This is a genomic window from Bartonella tribocorum CIP 105476, assembly GCF_000196435.1.
GTDB classification, from domain to species: domain Bacteria; phylum Pseudomonadota; class Alphaproteobacteria; order Rhizobiales; family Rhizobiaceae; genus Bartonella; species Bartonella tribocorum.
Genome location: NC_010161.1, coordinates 2,538,880 through 2,554,018, shown reverse-complemented (window position 1 = coordinate 2,554,018; position 15,139 = coordinate 2,538,880). Strand labels below are relative to the sequence as shown.

16 protein-coding genes are annotated in these 15,139 nt (G+C 46.4%); all 16 read left to right on the top strand.

The features are described 5' to 3' along the window. Positions 1–12: 12 nt before the first annotated feature. A complete protein-coding gene (locus BTR_RS11560; protein WP_012231813.1) occupies positions 13–1,590 on the top strand; it encodes a DUF935 domain-containing protein in 1,578 nt (525 codons plus the stop codon). Continuing rightward, positions 1,583–2,788 (top strand): phage head morphogenesis protein, encoded by a 1,206-nt coding sequence (locus tag BTR_RS11555; RefSeq protein ID WP_012231812.1) that lies wholly within the window; start codon positions 1,583–1,585, stop codon positions 2,786–2,788. The genes BTR_RS11560 and BTR_RS11555 overlap by 8 nt, the downstream gene beginning before the upstream one ends. 611 nt (positions 2,789–3,399) lie before the next feature. Continuing rightward, positions 3,400–4,449 carry a phage protease gene (locus tag BTR_RS11550; RefSeq protein WP_012231811.1) on the top strand — a complete coding sequence of 350 codons (1,050 nt, stop codon included), beginning with the start codon at positions 3,400–3,402 and terminating at the stop codon, positions 4,447–4,449. After that, positions 4,446–4,787, top strand: coding sequence for a DUF2190 family protein (locus BTR_RS11545; protein WP_012231810.1), 342 nt, complete (start codon positions 4,446–4,448; stop codon positions 4,785–4,787). Before BTR_RS11550 ends, BTR_RS11545 begins: the two co-directional genes overlap by 4 nt. 12 nt (positions 4,788–4,799) lie before the next feature. After that, complete coding sequence (locus BTR_RS11540) at positions 4,800–5,765, top strand: major capsid protein (protein WP_012231809.1); 966 nt, start codon at positions 4,800–4,802, stop codon at positions 5,763–5,765. A 15-nt stretch (positions 5,766–5,780) separates the two neighbouring features. Continuing rightward, positions 5,781–6,206 carry a gp436 family protein gene (locus BTR_RS11535; protein ID WP_012231808.1) on the top strand — a complete coding sequence of 142 codons (426 nt, stop codon included), beginning with the start codon at positions 5,781–5,783 and terminating at the stop codon, positions 6,204–6,206. Position 6,207: 1 nt separating this feature from the next. Continuing rightward, positions 6,208–6,702 (top strand): phage virion morphogenesis family protein, encoded by a 495-nt coding sequence (locus BTR_RS11530; protein ID WP_012231807.1) that lies wholly within the window; start codon positions 6,208–6,210, stop codon positions 6,700–6,702. Continuing rightward, a complete protein-coding gene (locus BTR_RS11525; RefSeq protein WP_038473602.1) occupies positions 6,699–7,220 on the top strand; it encodes a hypothetical protein in 522 nt (173 codons plus the stop codon). Before BTR_RS11530 ends, BTR_RS11525 begins: the two co-directional genes overlap by 4 nt. Then, the gene (locus BTR_RS11520; RefSeq protein WP_012231805.1) at positions 7,217–7,810 is read left to right on the top strand and encodes a phage baseplate assembly protein V; all 594 of its coding nucleotides are present in this window, start codon (positions 7,217–7,219) and stop codon (positions 7,808–7,810) included. Before BTR_RS11525 ends, BTR_RS11520 begins: the two co-directional genes overlap by 4 nt. Before the next feature lie 12 nt (positions 7,811–7,822). Beyond that, a complete protein-coding gene (locus BTR_RS11515) occupies positions 7,823–8,023 on the top strand; it encodes a hypothetical protein (protein ID WP_012231804.1) in 201 nt (66 codons plus the stop codon). 3 nt (positions 8,024–8,026) lie between these two features. Next, a complete protein-coding gene (locus tag BTR_RS11510; RefSeq protein WP_012231803.1) occupies positions 8,027–8,413 on the top strand; it encodes a GPW/gp25 family protein in 387 nt (128 codons plus the stop codon). Then, on the top strand, positions 8,400–9,266 hold the full coding sequence (locus BTR_RS11505; RefSeq protein ID WP_012231802.1) for a baseplate assembly protein: 867 nt from the start codon (positions 8,400–8,402) through the stop codon (positions 9,264–9,266). The genes BTR_RS11510 and BTR_RS11505 overlap by 14 nt, the downstream gene beginning before the upstream one ends. Continuing rightward, the gene (locus tag BTR_RS11500; protein WP_012231801.1) at positions 9,266–10,372 is read left to right on the top strand and encodes a phage tail protein; all 1,107 of its coding nucleotides are present in this window, start codon (positions 9,266–9,268) and stop codon (positions 10,370–10,372) included. Before BTR_RS11505 ends, BTR_RS11500 begins: the two co-directional genes overlap by 1 nt. A 1-nt stretch (position 10,373) precedes the next feature. Next, on the top strand, positions 10,374–13,517 hold the full coding sequence (locus BTR_RS11495; protein WP_012231800.1) for a DUF4815 domain-containing protein: 3,144 nt from the start codon (positions 10,374–10,376) through the stop codon (positions 13,515–13,517). A 14-nt stretch (positions 13,518–13,531) separates the two neighbouring features. Next, positions 13,532–14,848, top strand: coding sequence for a Bgr_08870 family protein (locus tag BTR_RS11490; protein WP_012231799.1), 1,317 nt, complete (start codon positions 13,532–13,534; stop codon positions 14,846–14,848). A 9-nt stretch (positions 14,849–14,857) separates the two neighbouring features. Further along, complete coding sequence (locus BTR_RS11485) at positions 14,858–15,070, top strand: hypothetical protein (protein ID WP_012231798.1); 213 nt, start codon at positions 14,858–14,860, stop codon at positions 15,068–15,070. The last annotated feature ends 69 nt before the right edge of the window (positions 15,071–15,139 follow it).

Genomic DNA, 15,139 nt, shown 5'->3' with positions numbered 1-15,139 from the left:
TGGGATGATGAAATGGTACAACTTTTAGACCAATGGGGCAGGGCTCTTAAGATAAAGGGATTGGAACGGGAAGTTGCAAGCCCTACCATTGGGGGTGTTCGTGATGTGTGGTCACAAACTGTTGTGAGTGGTTTGACGCCTGCGCAACTTGCTGATATTTTGCAGCAGGCAGCAAGGGGGGCTCCAGAACAGTTTTTTCAACTTGCTGATGATATGGAAGAGCGCGATTTGCATTATCGTGCTGTGCTTGGCATGCGTAAAAATGCTCTCACAGGGGTGGAGCCTGGGGTGATTGCCGCAAGCAACAGTGCATTGGATAAAAAGATAGCGGATGCGGTGCGGGAAGTGATCAGTGCACCGACTTTTGTTGATGATTATGTGGCGGATTTGTTAGATGCTTTGGGAAAAGGCTATGCGGTTGTTGAAACTTTGTGGGACAAGAGTGCTAAGGAATGGTGGCCGGTTGCTTGGAAATGGCGTGACCAGCGGTTTTTTCAATTGGATCGGCGGGATGGCTTTCATTTGCGTTTAAAAGAAGAGGGGTCTTTGTATGGAAGTGAATTGCCTGCTTATAAATTTTCTATTCACAGACCCAAGCTTAAAAGCGGTTTGCCTATTCGTTCTGGACTTGCACGTCTTGCGGCTTGGGCTTTTCTCTTCAAGTCTTATACGCTGAAAGATTGGATGGCATTTTTAGAAGTTTATGGCATGCCTTTGCGTGTTGGTAAATATGGGGCAAGCTCTTCTCATGAGGAGCGGCGGGTTCTGATTCAAGCGGTACGTGATTTATCCAGTGATGCGGCGGCGATTATTCCCAAAGAGATGGAGATTGAGTTTATTGAAGCAGCAGGGGGCAGTGGCAATGCGGTTTTTGCCGCGAAGGCTGAATATTTAGATCGGCAGATTTCTAAAGGGGTATTGGGGCAAACCATGACGACAGACGATGGTTCGTCTTTTTCGCAAGCCCGCATTCATGAAAATGTACGCCATGATATTGCTAGAGCTGATGCACGCCAATTAGCCTTGACCACTAATCGTGATTTAATCGTTCCCTTTGTTGAGATTAATTTTGGACCCCAAGAGCGCACTCCGCTTGTCTATTGGCCGATTTCGGAAAATGAAGATATTAAAGCCATCAGTGATGCTTTGGAAAAACTTGTTCCTTTAGGATTGTGTGTGGGGGCGCAAGAAGTGCGCAATAAGATTGGCTTTTCGCAACCCAAAAAGGGAGAGGATGTTTTAAAGGCTCCTTCCCTTACAGCTGATGATGCCGGGCAACAAAAGGCAGATGTTTGTGCTGATTGTGGGGGTGTTGTTGATATTTCTGTGACAAGAAAGCAGGGCGAAAGAGAGCAGGGCGTGAAACATCACGACGAATTGGATCGGCTTTCTGAAGAAGCTTTAAGCGACTGGGAAGAGGATTTAGAACCCCTTTTAGAACCTTTTAAAAAGCTTGTGAGAGAGGCTAAAAGTTATGAGGATATCCTTAAAGGCTTAGATGAATTGTTGGGTGAGATGGATCATCATGCCTTGGCAGCACGCTTGGCAAAGGTGCAGATGATTGCACGTGGGTTGGGGTATCATGGATGAGGAACTTTTTAAAACGGCCCCTAAAGAGGTGACCCGTTATTTTGAAGCCAAAGCGCTTGTTCCAAGTTTTGATTGGCGGGATATAGCACCAGAAGAACATGCCTTTTCCTTTACGGTGGCAAAATCGGTAGGCTATGATATTTTAGAGGATTTTAAGCAAGCGGTTGGAGAAGCGATAAAGCATCAAGTTCCTTTTCAAGAGTTTCAAAAAAATTTAATGCCGATTTTGCAGGAAAAAGGGTGGTGGGGGAAAAAATTAGCGCGTGATCCGAAAACGGGTGAAAAGAGTGTGGTGCAATTGGGCAGCCCGCGGCGCTTAGAAACGGTTTATTGGGCCAATACCATGAGTGCGCATGCGGCAGGTGAGTGGGAGCGCACACAAAATAATAAAGAATTTTTGCCTTATCTCACCTATGCGTTGTCGAGTTCAGAACATAAGCGTTTGGAACATGAAAGTTGGGTGGGGTTTACGGCACCTGTTGATGATCCCATTTGGGATTGGCTTTATCCACCCAATGGCTGGCGGTGTAAATGCAGTGTGCGACAGGTAAGCCGTTATGAAGCAGACAATTTAGGCTATGAAGAGGGGGCAGCGCCACCCCATGTGGAGACGCGGGTTTGGCGCAATAAGCGGACGGGGCGCGTTGAAAAGATACCAAAGGGGATTGATCCTGGTTGGCATTTGAATCCTGGAAAACATCGTGCGCAAAATTTAAGCAATTTTTTGAGTGATAAAATTGACGCCATGGGGGACAATCAGAAACGCATTGCCATTGAAGATATTGTGGGCTCACCCCTTTTGGAAGCCATGTTTGAAGGACATATGCCACGTGGATTTATTCCCATTGCCCCCATGATCCAAAAGGTGCGTGATGTTTTTGCAGCGGAGGACTCTCTTATTCGCTTATCTTCAGACAGCGTAAAACATATTTTGTTAGAGCATCAAGCACGAGCTCTTCACTTGGAGGATTTTCGTGGTGCCATTCAAACACTCATTCGCCCCCATGGCGTTATCAGACGCAAAGATACGCAGGGTGTTATGTTTTTTGGTGAAAGTGGTGGGGCATGGTGGCGCTTTGTGGTCAAATGGGTAGCAAGCAAACAAGAATGGTGGTTGACCTCCATGCATAAAAAGAGCTCTAGAGAAATTGGACGCTTATTGGATGCGGCTGAAAAGAAGGATGAACGGTTGTTGTAAAGAACACCGTAAAGCTCTGTTGGCTTTGCAAAGAAGGAACTGGTGTGTGAGGAAAAATGAGAAGGCGTGGAGGGCGGTCAACTCCTCGCAGATCCGGCAAAGCCGTCCTGGTATAACTGGCTCACGCCTCGCGGGTAATCTAACAGTTTAAAAGTTTAAAAGCAATCTTTAAAAAAACGCACTTTGAGAAAAACCATGTTGGCTTTGCGGAGAAGGGTCGAGATGGGGAAAACGGGAAGGCGTGGAGGGCGGTCAACTCCTCGCAGATCCGGTAAAACCGTCCTGGCAAAACTGGCTCACGCCTCGTGGGTAATCTAACAGTTTCAACGTTCAAAAGCAATCTTTAAAAAAAAACGGCTTGAGAGAGGCTTTGTTGTGTGGAGTGATAATTTGTACCTCTCACTTCACAACGGCGCTCTATCGCCTTTGAAGTGCCTTTGAAAACGATTTTATGGGATGGTTTAGCACGGGGGTTTCTCTCACAAGGAGAATAATAGGGAAAAGAGTGCTTTTTTGAGAAATGCTCTTTTGACTGACACTGTCAGACTTATAAGGTGAAGCGGTTTCATGCATTGTATTGCCAATGACAATTGTAAAGCAATAGGCAATGTATGGAACAGGAATTTCACGAAGATCAAAAAGATGGGGATGCCCAGACATTTTATGATGAGACATTTCATGCTGCGTTAATAGATCTCTGTCCAGACGTTTTATGCCAAGACATTTCATTTGAAGACGCCACCATTAGCCAAGCGCCTGAGTGGGTAGAGTTGTTGCCCAAAGCGCCCCATGTGAAGGCACGTGATGGACGACAATGGCATTATAATCCGCAAACTATTTTAAAAGCCTTTGCAGCCAATAAAGGACCGCTTGTGATTGATTATGAGCATGGACAACATCACCGTGCGAGAAATGGCTTGGAAGCGCCGGCAAGCGGCTGGATTGAAGAATTAGCAGAGCGGGATGGTGCGATTTGGGGACGGGTTAAATGGACAGATATGGCTACCAAAAAAATTATTGCTCGAGAATATCGCTATCTTTCGCCTGAGTTTCGCCATTCCAAGAAAGGTGAAATTTTAAATTTAGCCGGTGCTGGACTGGTCAATCGTCCAGCCCTTGTGATGACGGCTTTAAGCCGTGAACAGCCCAAAATACCCCCTATAACTTTGACGGAGAAAATGATGGATTTGACAGCCATTGCCAGTGCACTATCGTTGGCAGAAGATGCTAAAGCGGATGAGGTTTTAGCAACGCTTAAAGCGCGCGAAAAGGAACGCGTGGAACTTTGCACCCAATTAAAAAAAGCGCGAGAAGATTTAGCGCTTTTGCAAGAAGAGCAAAAAAACAGTGCCATTGAGAGTCTTTTAGACAAGACCATTGAAGAGGGCAAGATTTTGCCGGCAGCCCGCGCAGAATATCGTGCGCTCTGTAGCCTTGAAGGGGGGATGGAGCATTTTAAAAGTTTGATAGAAAAATTGCCGGCGCTTGCCTCAACAAGCCCTCTAGAAGTGTGTGCCTTAGCACAAGAACCAAAGCTTGCGCCAGAAGAGGTTGCTGTTGCGGCACGTCATTATCAGGAAGAGCAGAAGAAAAAAGGCTTCGACATCACTATTAGCCAAGCGGTCGATCATATTTGTGAACAAAAGGAGCGCCCATTATGAGTACGATGATTTTGATTAAATCTTTTCGCGCTGCTGGGGAAATTTCACCTTATTGCATTGTTGCAGCACGAACTGAGGGAATGGTGGCAACGGCTTCTGGAAAGGGTGATAAATTATTAGGCACTGCCGGCTCTTTGAGTGCAAAGGCTGGTGAGATGCTTGATGTTGGTCAATGTGGCTGGGGCGAAGTGATCTGTGGGGGCAATGTTTCCTTTGGTGATTTTTTGACCTCTGACCCCAAAGGGCACGCCATAAAGGCAGAAGCAGCAGACCGCACCATTGGTATTGCCATGAGTGATGGCTCTGCTGGTGATGTTATTTCTTTTAAAATTAATTAATCGAGGCTAAAAATGAATAGACCTTTTCCCATTGATCCAACACTTACCGCCATTGCTATTGGGTATCGCAATCCAGCAGGTTCTCTTATTGGCGATAAAGTTTTGCCCCGCGTTTCTGTTTTAAGTGAGGTGTTTAAATATAGTGAGTTTCCTCTAGCGGAAAATTTTACCGTTCCTGAACTTGAGGTTGGGCGAAAAGGACGCCCGAATGTGGTAGAATTTTCTGCCTTTGAACGGGAAGCCAGTGTCAAAGATTACGGGCTTGATGATCTCATTCCCAATTCCGATATTGAGGCAGCAGCTCGCGCACGGGCAGAAAAGCGCTCTCGTTATAACCCCGAAAAGACAGCTGTGGAAGGACTTGCCAATTTGCTGGAATTGGGGCGTGAAGTGCGGGTGGCAGCGCTTGTGCAAGACAATAAAAATTATGCGCCAGAGCGGGTGATGACGCTTAAAGGCGAGGATAAGTTTAGTGATTATGAGAAATCAGACCCTTATGCTGTTTTAGATGAGGCCATGGATAAAAGTCTCATCTATACGCCCAACACCCTTGTGATGGGCAAAGTTGTTTGGTCAAAACTCAAACGCCACCCTAAAATCATCAAAGCCGTTAAAGGGGGTGGTACTGCTGATGGTTTTGTCACCAAAGCGCAATTTGCTGATCTGATGGAAATACACCCCGATCGTTTACTCATTGGTGAATCGCAAGTGAATTTAGCTCGCAAAGGGCGTACGGCGCAATTGGCGCGCGTTTGGGGCAATAAGATTGCTCTGCTTTATATTGATCCTACCAAGCAACAGGCGGATGGTTCGGTGATTAGCTGGGGCTTTAGTGCTCAATTGGGTGAGCGTATCTCTGGGGTGATCTCTGATCCAGATATTGGTTTATCGGGTGGTAAACGGGTGCGTGTGGGTGAACGGGTGTGTGAATTGGTCGCTGCAAAAGATGCCGGTGTGTTGCTGCAAGATGTTGTTTAAGGGAATCTTTAAAAGATGGCGTATGCAAGCAAAACATTGATTGAAGAGCTCTGGGGTGATGATTTCTTAAAAGACTTATGTGCTTTTGATGATGAGAATTCTGATCCAGTGCTTTTAGATCAAGCTATTGCCCTTGCTCTAAACCAAGCAAGTGGTGAGATTGATGTGCATTTGTCTCATCGCTACTGTGTCCCCATTGTTGGACAGCCGGCGGCTCTCAGCATGATTTGTGTCAATATTGCTGTTTATAATTTAGCCATACGCCATACGGCACTGACCACCACCATTGAAGATCGTTACAAACAGGCGGTTGATTTGCTGAAACGCATTGCGGAAGGCAAGGCGGGTTTGGGGGGCGATGAGCCTAAAATTATGAGCGAAGATGGTCCCGTGCGTGATGGGGCTTTTTTTACTGCTAAACCGCGTTTGATGGGAAGGTAACATGTCTGTTTCAACCCATATTGAGATTAAAGAGACAGGGCTTGAAGCGGCCTTATCCTTTTTACAAAAGGGAGCTGATAGCTCGATGGGGACTTTAGCACAAGGGGTTGGACGCCTCATTCAAGAGAGCACAAGGCGGCGGATTCAAAGTGAAAAAACCTCTCCCCAAGGAGAAAAGTGGAAAAACAATCATGCCCGTACCTCCATTCTTTTTGCCAGTGGGGCGCTCTCACGCTCCATTGATATGAAAGCTTCACCAGAAAAGGTGATGGTGGGGAGTGGGTTGGTTTATGCGCGGATTCATCAATTGGGTGGGGTTATTCGCCCCAAAAATGGCAAAACCCTTCGCTTTTTTCTGAAAAGCAGCAAAGCACAGCGTTTTGTGTGTGTGCCGCAAGTGACCATGCCGGCGCGCCCTTATTTGGGGCTTTCAGAGCAAAATAAAGTGGAAATTGTCAAAGCAGCAGAGGATTGGTTGGGAAGGATCTTTTCGTGAGTCAAATGATCAAGCAAGCAGGGCGTATTAATGCGTTTCGTGAGGCGGTGATAAAGAGCCTTAAACGCGCTTTGCCAGATGTGCGCGATTGTGCCTGTCAATTTGGACGCTTTAATTTAGAAGAGCTTGAAACACAAATGCTTGTGGCACCAGCTGTGCGTGTTGCGGTTTTAGAAAGTCGCTTAACTTCTGTGGCGTCTGGACAGCAGAGTGCGGATCTCCATTTAGGGGCTTTTATTATTACCACGGGTAAAGAGCGTGATATCCAAAGTTGGCTTTTGGCAGAAGCTATCGCGGTTTTATGCCATAGCGGACAATTGTGGGGATTGACACATTTAAGTGCCCCGCGGGATGTGTCAATTGATCCCATTATCTCTGCGGCGATTAAGCAGCGTGGTGTATCGATCAGTGTGGTGGAATGGCACCAAGATTTATATCATTTGGGACAGGATATTTTTGCTGATGCGGGACAACTCAAAGCTGGGTTGATTTATTTAGACAATGAGGTGGGGGCATGAATGATGCACATCTCTTAAGCGATACCTTTCGACAAATTATGAAGCGTCTTGATGCGCTTGAACGCTGTCTTGCCAACCAACACATGATCGGGCGGGTTGCAGAAGTTGATGGTCATAGGGTGCGGGTGAAACTTTTCTCTGAGAGTGCCAATGGACAAGCGGTTTTATCGCCTTGGCTGCAAGCACAAGAAGCGGCGGGGGCTGTTTCCAGCAATATGCCTTTCAATGTTGGTGATCCGGTGCGGTTGTTGAACCCCCATGGTGAAATTGGCTCCGCCTCTCTGGTTGTACGCGATAGCTATAGTGAGGATATGCCTAACCCCGCACGCTCGCCGCAAGAGCTTGCGCTCTGTTATGCGGGGGGCGCTTTGCGGATGACAAAAGATGAACTTATTCTCTCCCATGGAGAAAACCAAATCCATTTGAGTGCACAAGGTCTGGTGCTTTCTCATCAAGCAACCCGTGTTGCATTAACGGGCAGTGTACAGATTGAAGCAGAAGATTTGCAGCACAATCAAATTTCTGTTGGCGCAAGCCATAAACACGGCGGGGTCAAAATCGGTCCTTCCACAACCTCTTCCCCCCTTTAAAGGAGTTTTATCATGCATGAGAACACTTATGTTGTTTTAACCAATGCCGATTTTGTTGCAGGCAACCGTTCACCAGGCAAGGGTGAAGAAATCCGTTTAAGCGGTGAGGCAGCAAAATACCCTTTGCTTCTTGGTCAGATTGCTGAAAAAACAGCCCCCGTTGTTGCTGCGGCCCCAACCGTTTCTACCACAAAGACAAGCAAAGGGGCTTAAACCATGCGTTGTGGGGTGAGCGAAAAGGATGGCTCTCTCTTATATGGTTGGGATCATTGCCAACAATCACTCCATAAATGTTTAATGACAAGGATAGGAACACGGGTTTTGCGTCGCCATTATGGGTGTGATGTCAGAGAATTCCAAGATGCCAATGCTGATCCTGCAACAATCTTACGTCTTTATCAAGCCATTGCCTGCGCGCTCGATAATCCAGAATGCGGAGAGCCTGGGTTCTCATTGCAAAGGATTGATCTGACCAAAGCAACGCGCGAGGGGACATTCCACTTTGTTTTAAGGGGTGTTTTTTATCCCGATGGACATTTGGGGGATTGGTCCCATGGGCAAGAGAGGCAATTTCCTTTAGAGGTTTTTTATGGCAGAGCTTGAACATTTACCCTTTTCACAACTCCCTCTGCCACAAATTATTGAAGAGCTTTGTGTTGAAGTAATTTTAGAGCAAAAGATTGCGCGTTTGGTGGATGTTTTTGCAGCTCATCATATTCCCTATAATGTGGAAAAGACCGCTTATGACCCCGTGGTCATACAATTACAAGCGGCTGCTTATGAAGAGTTGCTGTTGCGCCAACGGATTAATGAAGTAGCGCGAGACAATTTACTGGAATTTGCGCGTGGGACAAGTTTAGACCATTTGGGAGATTTTCATGGGGTTACGCGCCTTTTAGATGAAGATGATGCGCGGTTTCGCCGCCGCATTCGCTTAAATAGGCAAGGGCATTCCACAGGGGGCACAGTGCCCCGCTACCAATATTTTGCCCTCTCCAGCGATATCCATGTCAAAGATGCTTTTGTTTATCGTGAGGGTAAAAGCCCGCTCATTCATGTGGCGCTTTTTAGTGACAGCCCATCAGGGGTGGCTGATGAGGCTTTGATTGCCAAGGTGCAAGCAGCCCTTGATGAAGAACAGGTAAAAATGACCAATGATACTCTCTTGGTCAAAAGTGCCGTGCAGCGGGTGATCGATATTTCGGCTGATCTTTGGTTGTTGCCTCATGAAGGTTTTCTTGTTTTAGAAAAGGCAGAGCAGAATTTGAGAGAAGAGTGGGCGCGTACATGGAGACTAGGGCGTGATCTCTCTTTAAGTTGGATACTCAGTCGCCTGATGGTTGAGGGTGTGCATCATGTGGAGATAACGCAACCGTGCAAGGATATTCTGGTCGCCCCTCATGAGGCGATAGCACTAGGGGAAATTGCCTTATCATTACGGGGGCACGCTTATTGATGGTCTCGTTGTTATTGCCGCCAAATTCAAGCTTGTTTGAACGCTGCCTTGCTGATGCAATGGCTGTTGATGTTCAAGTAAAAAGGGCACTCGAAGATATTTCTCGTGCCAAATTAATCACGCGCCCTCCATCTTGGTTGCCCTCTCTCATTGATGAATATGGTTTACAAGAACTCACGCCTTATTTCTCGAATTCTTATGATCTGATTGACCAAGGGCTTGCATGGCAGCGCTTGCGTGGTTCTGTTGCAGCCATTGAGTTGGGACTTCAATGGTTAGAGCTTTCTGCACACTTTACACCCGCATGGTCAGGGCGTGCATGGTGGAATTCCTTTCAACTTGATTTTGATCAATTGCCTGAACAAAGCAGCCTTGAAGCCATTGAAGCCATTGTCGACCTTTCCAAAAGCTTTCGCTCTGATTTTCGCCGTGGGACCTATGGTTATGATGTGGGAGCTATAGAAGGCGATATGTCACGCCTTGATGACAGCATGCTGGATTTTGAAAGTGGCGTGCGCTTAACAGCTCGTGACACTCTGTTTTCCTTTGGACGCACCACAGAAATTAATCACACGCTCACAAAACAAGAAGGCAAGCTTATTGGCAACTGGATTGATGACTTTGACGAGGAATTAAGCTGGAACCAAATCGATTACCCTTGGGATTTGGCAAATTTTCCTTGGTGTTCGGTTAAAAAACATGAACGCGATATCCTTATGGCAGAGTGGTTTCATGGTCGCACGCTTTATCTCGTGTTAAGAGACAGCCAAGATGGTGTGATTGGGTATCGCAGATGCTATGCTGTAGCGCCTGTCGAACAGGTTTTAGAGGGTGTTTACAACCATTGCGGAAACAGATTTAATCCCTCCCCAACAGGCACTCTGTTGTTTCTTGCTGCCCGTACAGACTTTCACGATGTTGACGGGAAACAAGCAGCTTTTGTTTCCATTCTCGTTCACGCTACCCCCGCAGAAAACATAGCGGTTGGCAAGCTTTGGTTGGAGCCTGATGAACTCAATGGCGGTGTCGAGATACTCAAAACGCCCATTAATATTCCTTTGCGTGCCGATGTTCGCGAACAATTCAAGATTTTATTGAGGTTTTAACATGAAACATGAAAGCGGACTACCCTTTGCAATTGATAGATCGGTCGGCAAAGATGAACAACAAAGCGTGGTGTTTTATGGCAGGCGCTCTTTTCTTCAAGGTGGTGAACTCAATGAAATGCAAACCATCATCAGGGGGCGTCATGACCGTTTGGGGCGCCTTGTGGCACAAGAAGGAGACCGCGTTGAACGAGCAGATGCCTTTGTCAACAAAGACACAAAGACCGTTACCTTAACGGAGGGTAAGATTTATATTGCAGGCGATATCTTTCCCGTCTCAAATGCTGTTCTCACGAATATTTCCATGATGGGGCGCGTGGAAATCGGTGTAAAGTTGCAAAAGAAATGGGTGACCTATGAGGATGATCCAGAACTGTTAGGACAAGTTACAGGGTCCTTGGCAGAAGGAGAAGGAGGTGCGGCACGCGAGGTCGCAAAACTTGTCTGGGCTCTCAAAGATGATGACCAGAAAGGGACTTTTTTTCCGGTCTATATCTTGCAAGATGGTGTTTTGATTGATCAAAAATCCCCCTCATTACTTGAACCCGCTATGCAAGCCATTGCGACGTATGATCGCTCCCATGGACACTATATCGTGGGGGGATGCCGTGTCACAGCTTTGGGGCAAGAGGGACAAAAGCAAGTGTTCAGTATTCAAGAGGGAGAAGCCAATATCAATGGTTTCAAACGCAAGCGCTTGGCTGCTTTGCGCTATGAAGAACTCGAGGACTTTTCGACAAGTGCCGTTCCTAGTGAAACCCATATTTTTGCACCTCCAAAGGGCAAGACAAGCTTTACCTTTAAAACCTATTATACCCCCATTGCCGCTGTTCATTCCCTTTTGTTGACGAAAGAAAAAACCGTGACAATCACTCGCGGTGCAGTTGCCTCCGGGCGTGATGGGGTGGCGGACAAAAGTATCACCGCTTTTATCAAAATTGTTCAAGGAACCAAGGAATTTAAAGAAGGCAAGGATTTCAAAAAAACCGGAGACACCATTGATTGGGCGCCCATGGGCGATGAACCACTCCCCGGCAGTAGTTATAAAGTGACCTATCGATACCGCGCGAGCATAAAAGCGGATAAAGTAACAGCGCAGGAAATCACCGTCTCAGGAGGGGCTGAGGGAGGTGATATCATTGTAAGCTACACTTATAAACTCCCCCGCATTGACCGTATTGGTCTCAACACAGGAGGCAATGTTGTCTATATCAAAGGCGTCTCGGCAGACCAACCCATGGCTCCCAGTGTCCCGGATGATGTGCTCTCCCTTGCTACCATTACCAACAATTGGCTTAGCACCCCCCAAGTGGCTAATGATGGCACGCGTGTTGCCCCTTATGATGAGATGTGGCGTTATTTTCAACGGGTGCTCTCTCTTGACCGCCTCATGCAATTAGAGCGCATTAAAAGCAATGTTGACTCTAAAGAGCCTGTTGCCAAAAAAGGCATGTTTGCAGACCCTTTTCTCGATGACAGTTATCGCGATGAAGGGTTTCCCCAAACAGGGGCTATTGGTCATGGCATTTTACAGCTTGCCATTGATCCAACCTTTTATACTGCCCCCCTGAACGCCCCTGTCACACTTGACTGGACCAATGAAGTGATCATTGCGCAAGAATTGACTACGGCTTGCGAAAAGATCAACCCCTATCAAAATTTTGCACCTCTCCCCGGGACTGTCTCCCTTACCCCCGCAACAGATTTTTGGCATGAACAGCGCACCGATTGGCTCTCAAGTGTCACCAATCAACTCAATATGGGATGGAATCGCGGGAGAACTATCCGTAACACGGAAGTACGTGATGACCTCATCAATGAGACTCGAGAGCAAATCGATTTTTTAAGACAAATTAAGCTGAATTTTAAGATTGAAGGCTTTGGTCGTGGTGAAATCTTGGAAAGCCTTACCTTTGATGGTGTGGATGTCTTACCCAACAGCCGCCTTGTTGCCGATAGCAAAGGCACCCTTGAAGGCATCTTTAGCATTCCTGCGAATATTACGGCTGGTACAAAGAATGTGATTGCACGAGGCAGAGGGGGCACCGTTGCAACAGGGCTTTTTACCGGTCAAGGGGTGATTGATGTAAAGGTGATGCGACGTACCACCACGGTGAAAATATGGACACAAGTAGACCCGCAAGCCCAAGTCTTTACCCCTGATGAAACACGGCAAATCACGGGGATTGATTTCCATCTTTGTAAAATAGGCAATCAAGCCCATGATCTGGTGATTGATTTGGTCACCACCGAAAACGGTTATCCGACCGCTGATATTCAAGCCCAAACATCTTATTCCATGAAGGGTGCCAAAACCGGCTGGGCTAGCGCACGCTATGATGTACCCTTAACCGTCCCTGATGACCGTCTGACCGCCTTTGTCATTAAAACCGATGATGCGGATCATTCCGTATCACTGGCTAAACTTGGGGATTTTGATAAAGACAGCCAAAGATATGTCTCAAGCCACCCCTATGTGACGGGTCCGCGCTTTTCTTCTGTCAATGCACAAAGCTGGAGCGCCCATCAAGATGAAGCATTAGCCTTTCGGGTGTTGGCTGCACGCTACAGGCAAACAGAAAAGATGGTTGATTTAGGCACCTTTGATCTTGTGGATTGTTCTGATTTGCAAGTGCGTGCAGCGGTAGAATTGCCTTCAAGCGATTGCTCTGTCATCTTTGAAATTGAACGCAACAACGGCACGGTTTACCAACTGCTACCCTTTCAATTGCTAAGCCTTAGCGAATATATCAGTGAAAAGGTCAAGCTTCGCGCCATTCTTAAAGGCACAGAGAAACTCTCTCCGGTGTTATTTGCCCCGGTTCAGTTGATTGCAGGAAAGATTCATAAAACAGCAACTTATATCACGCGGGCTTTTGCCTTTGGGGAAAAGGCAAGATTGACCAGCTATATCAAAACCTTCTTGCCGGGCGGTTCCTCTTTCACCCTCGAGATGCAACTGGATGATGGGGCGTTTGTCCCTTTGAAACTCGATGAAACAGAACAGTTATCGGAGCCTCTCTGGACAGAGCGCAAATTTATTAGTGGTGACAAAACAGCCAAACAAGCACGCCTTAAACTCACCCTTACCGGTGGACCGGCGGCGCGTTCCATGGTGTGTGATTTTGGCGCCGGCATCATATGATGGGAGAATAAGAGATGACAAAAACCAAAAAACTCGACATGGAATTGCCACAAGAAGGGCGTTTTATCAGTTCTGAATTCCCTATTTTGCGTGAAAACCTCAATAAACTTGATCAAGCGCTTGTGGCTGTTGAGGAAAAAATAGACGAAAAAGCGCCTTTACAACACACGCATACCATAAGTGAAATCACAGATCTAGAAAGCACTCTCAATGGCAAGATGGCAGCCGATAAAACTTTCTCATTTGCTGATTTAAGCGATATCGAGGGGGCAAAAGATGCAGCAAATAATTATGTTCTCTATAAATCAAGCAACAACAATTTTACCTTTGGTAGTGCTGTCTCCCTGTTAGGCGCGCACCAGCATAAAACCGAAGATATCGTGGGGCTTGATGATTTTAGAGCTAAGATTAATCAAGATCTAACAAGTTATGGGCGCCTCACAAGCCCAAATGAATGGAAAAATTACAATAAATTTACCAGCAAAGTCACCATGAGTGGTGGCTTAGAACTTTTGGATAATTCGCCGTTTAGCCTTATTCATAATGGTGAAACGGTGACAAGTTTAAGCACAACGGGAAGCACGTTGAAAGGACCGCTTAAAGTGGATGGTGATGTTGTTTATACGAAATCAGAAATAGATAAATTAATAGCTTCATTAGTCAAAAAACCGGTTGAAATTCTCATTACAGAAAGTGGTACACTTCCATTTCCCGCAGATGTCACTGATGACACAGAGGTAGAAATATGGGCATGGGGAGGTGGAGGCAGTGGAGGGACTGGAGTCCGGTTAAAAACTACTTATAACGGTCGTATCACATACACCTATTATGGTGGAGGTGGAGGCGGTGGAGGGCAATGTGTACGCGTTAAAATCAAAGGATCTCAGCTTAGAAAAGCAAAAAATATTCAAATTGGTGGTGGTGGTAAAAATGGTAATGGTGGTGCCACGATTATTGAAGGGGTTCTCATCGCCAATGGTGGGAGTATAGGCTCTAATGGTAGTGGAGTTACCGAAACAGTAGGAAAAGGAGGAAGAGGAGGTTACACAAGCATTAAAAACTTTATTTTTTCTGGCGGTGATGGTGGAGATGGCGGAAGCTACTCGGGTGGAAGTTCTCTTTTTGGAGGTGGAGGCGGCGGCGGGGGATCTAATAATGGTAATGGTGGCTGTGGTGGTGAAAGTGACAAAGGTGGTAAAGGTGGTAAAGGTGGCCATAACCAAGCTGATGCAGGTGGTGGTGGTGGCGGTTATTTTCCTGGAAAGGATGCAGCAAATTACAACAGTGGTGACGGTGGAAATGGCGCAATATTGTTGAGATTTTTTATATAGGAGTTTTTCATGAAATATGCAGTTGTTGAAAATGGTGTAGTAACGAATATTATTGTCGCATCTGAGAATTATGTCCATGCCTTTGATGGTGAAGCTATCCGCTCAAGTGAAGCACAAATCGGCTGGACTTACAAAGACGGAGTGTTCTCTCCTCCCGTGGTGGATAAAGACACAATGGCAGAGCCTAGGCATAAATCACAAGAAAAAGGTGAAGAAGCTTAGACACTCAAACAATAGTGTAATGATGCTTGATATGTTTTTAAAATCTCTTTCAAAGCCCTTTTAAAGGGC

Bases quoted from the DNA above. Each gene is read 5' to 3' on its own strand.
- BTR_RS11515 (WP_012231804.1), top strand. From the start codon at position 7,823: ATGCATGAGAACACTTATGTTGTTTTAACCAATGCCGATTTTGTTGCA.
- BTR_RS11490 (WP_012231799.1), top strand. From the start codon at position 13,532: ATGACAAAAACCAAAAAACTCGACATGGAATTGCCACAAGAAGGGCGT.
- BTR_RS11520 (WP_012231805.1), top strand. From the start codon at position 7,217: ATGAATGATGCACATCTCTTAAGCGATACCTTTCGACAAATTATGAAG.
- BTR_RS11545 (WP_012231810.1), top strand. From the start codon at position 4,446: ATGAGTACGATGATTTTGATTAAATCTTTTCGCGCTGCTGGGGAAATT.
- BTR_RS11550 (WP_012231811.1), top strand. From the start codon at position 3,400: ATGGAACAGGAATTTCACGAAGATCAAAAAGATGGGGATGCCCAGACA.
- BTR_RS11560 (WP_012231813.1), top strand. From the start codon at position 13: ATGGTACAACTTTTAGACCAATGGGGCAGGGCTCTTAAGATAAAGGGA.
- BTR_RS11500 (WP_012231801.1), top strand. From the start codon at position 9,266: ATGGTCTCGTTGTTATTGCCGCCAAATTCAAGCTTGTTTGAACGCTGC.
- BTR_RS11540 (WP_012231809.1), top strand. From the start codon at position 4,800: ATGAATAGACCTTTTCCCATTGATCCAACACTTACCGCCATTGCTATT.
- BTR_RS11505 (WP_012231802.1), top strand. From the start codon at position 8,400: ATGGCAGAGCTTGAACATTTACCCTTTTCACAACTCCCTCTGCCACAA.
- BTR_RS11535 (WP_012231808.1), top strand. From the start codon at position 5,781: ATGGCGTATGCAAGCAAAACATTGATTGAAGAGCTCTGGGGTGATGAT.
- BTR_RS11485 (WP_012231798.1), top strand. From the start codon at position 14,858: ATGAAATATGCAGTTGTTGAAAATGGTGTAGTAACGAATATTATTGTC.
- BTR_RS11495 (WP_012231800.1), top strand. From the start codon at position 10,374: ATGAAACATGAAAGCGGACTACCCTTTGCAATTGATAGATCGGTCGGC.
- BTR_RS11530 (WP_012231807.1), top strand. From the start codon at position 6,208: ATGTCTGTTTCAACCCATATTGAGATTAAAGAGACAGGGCTTGAAGCG.
- BTR_RS11555 (WP_012231812.1), top strand. From the start codon at position 1,583: ATGGATGAGGAACTTTTTAAAACGGCCCCTAAAGAGGTGACCCGTTAT.
- BTR_RS11510 (WP_012231803.1), top strand. From the start codon at position 8,027: ATGCGTTGTGGGGTGAGCGAAAAGGATGGCTCTCTCTTATATGGTTGG.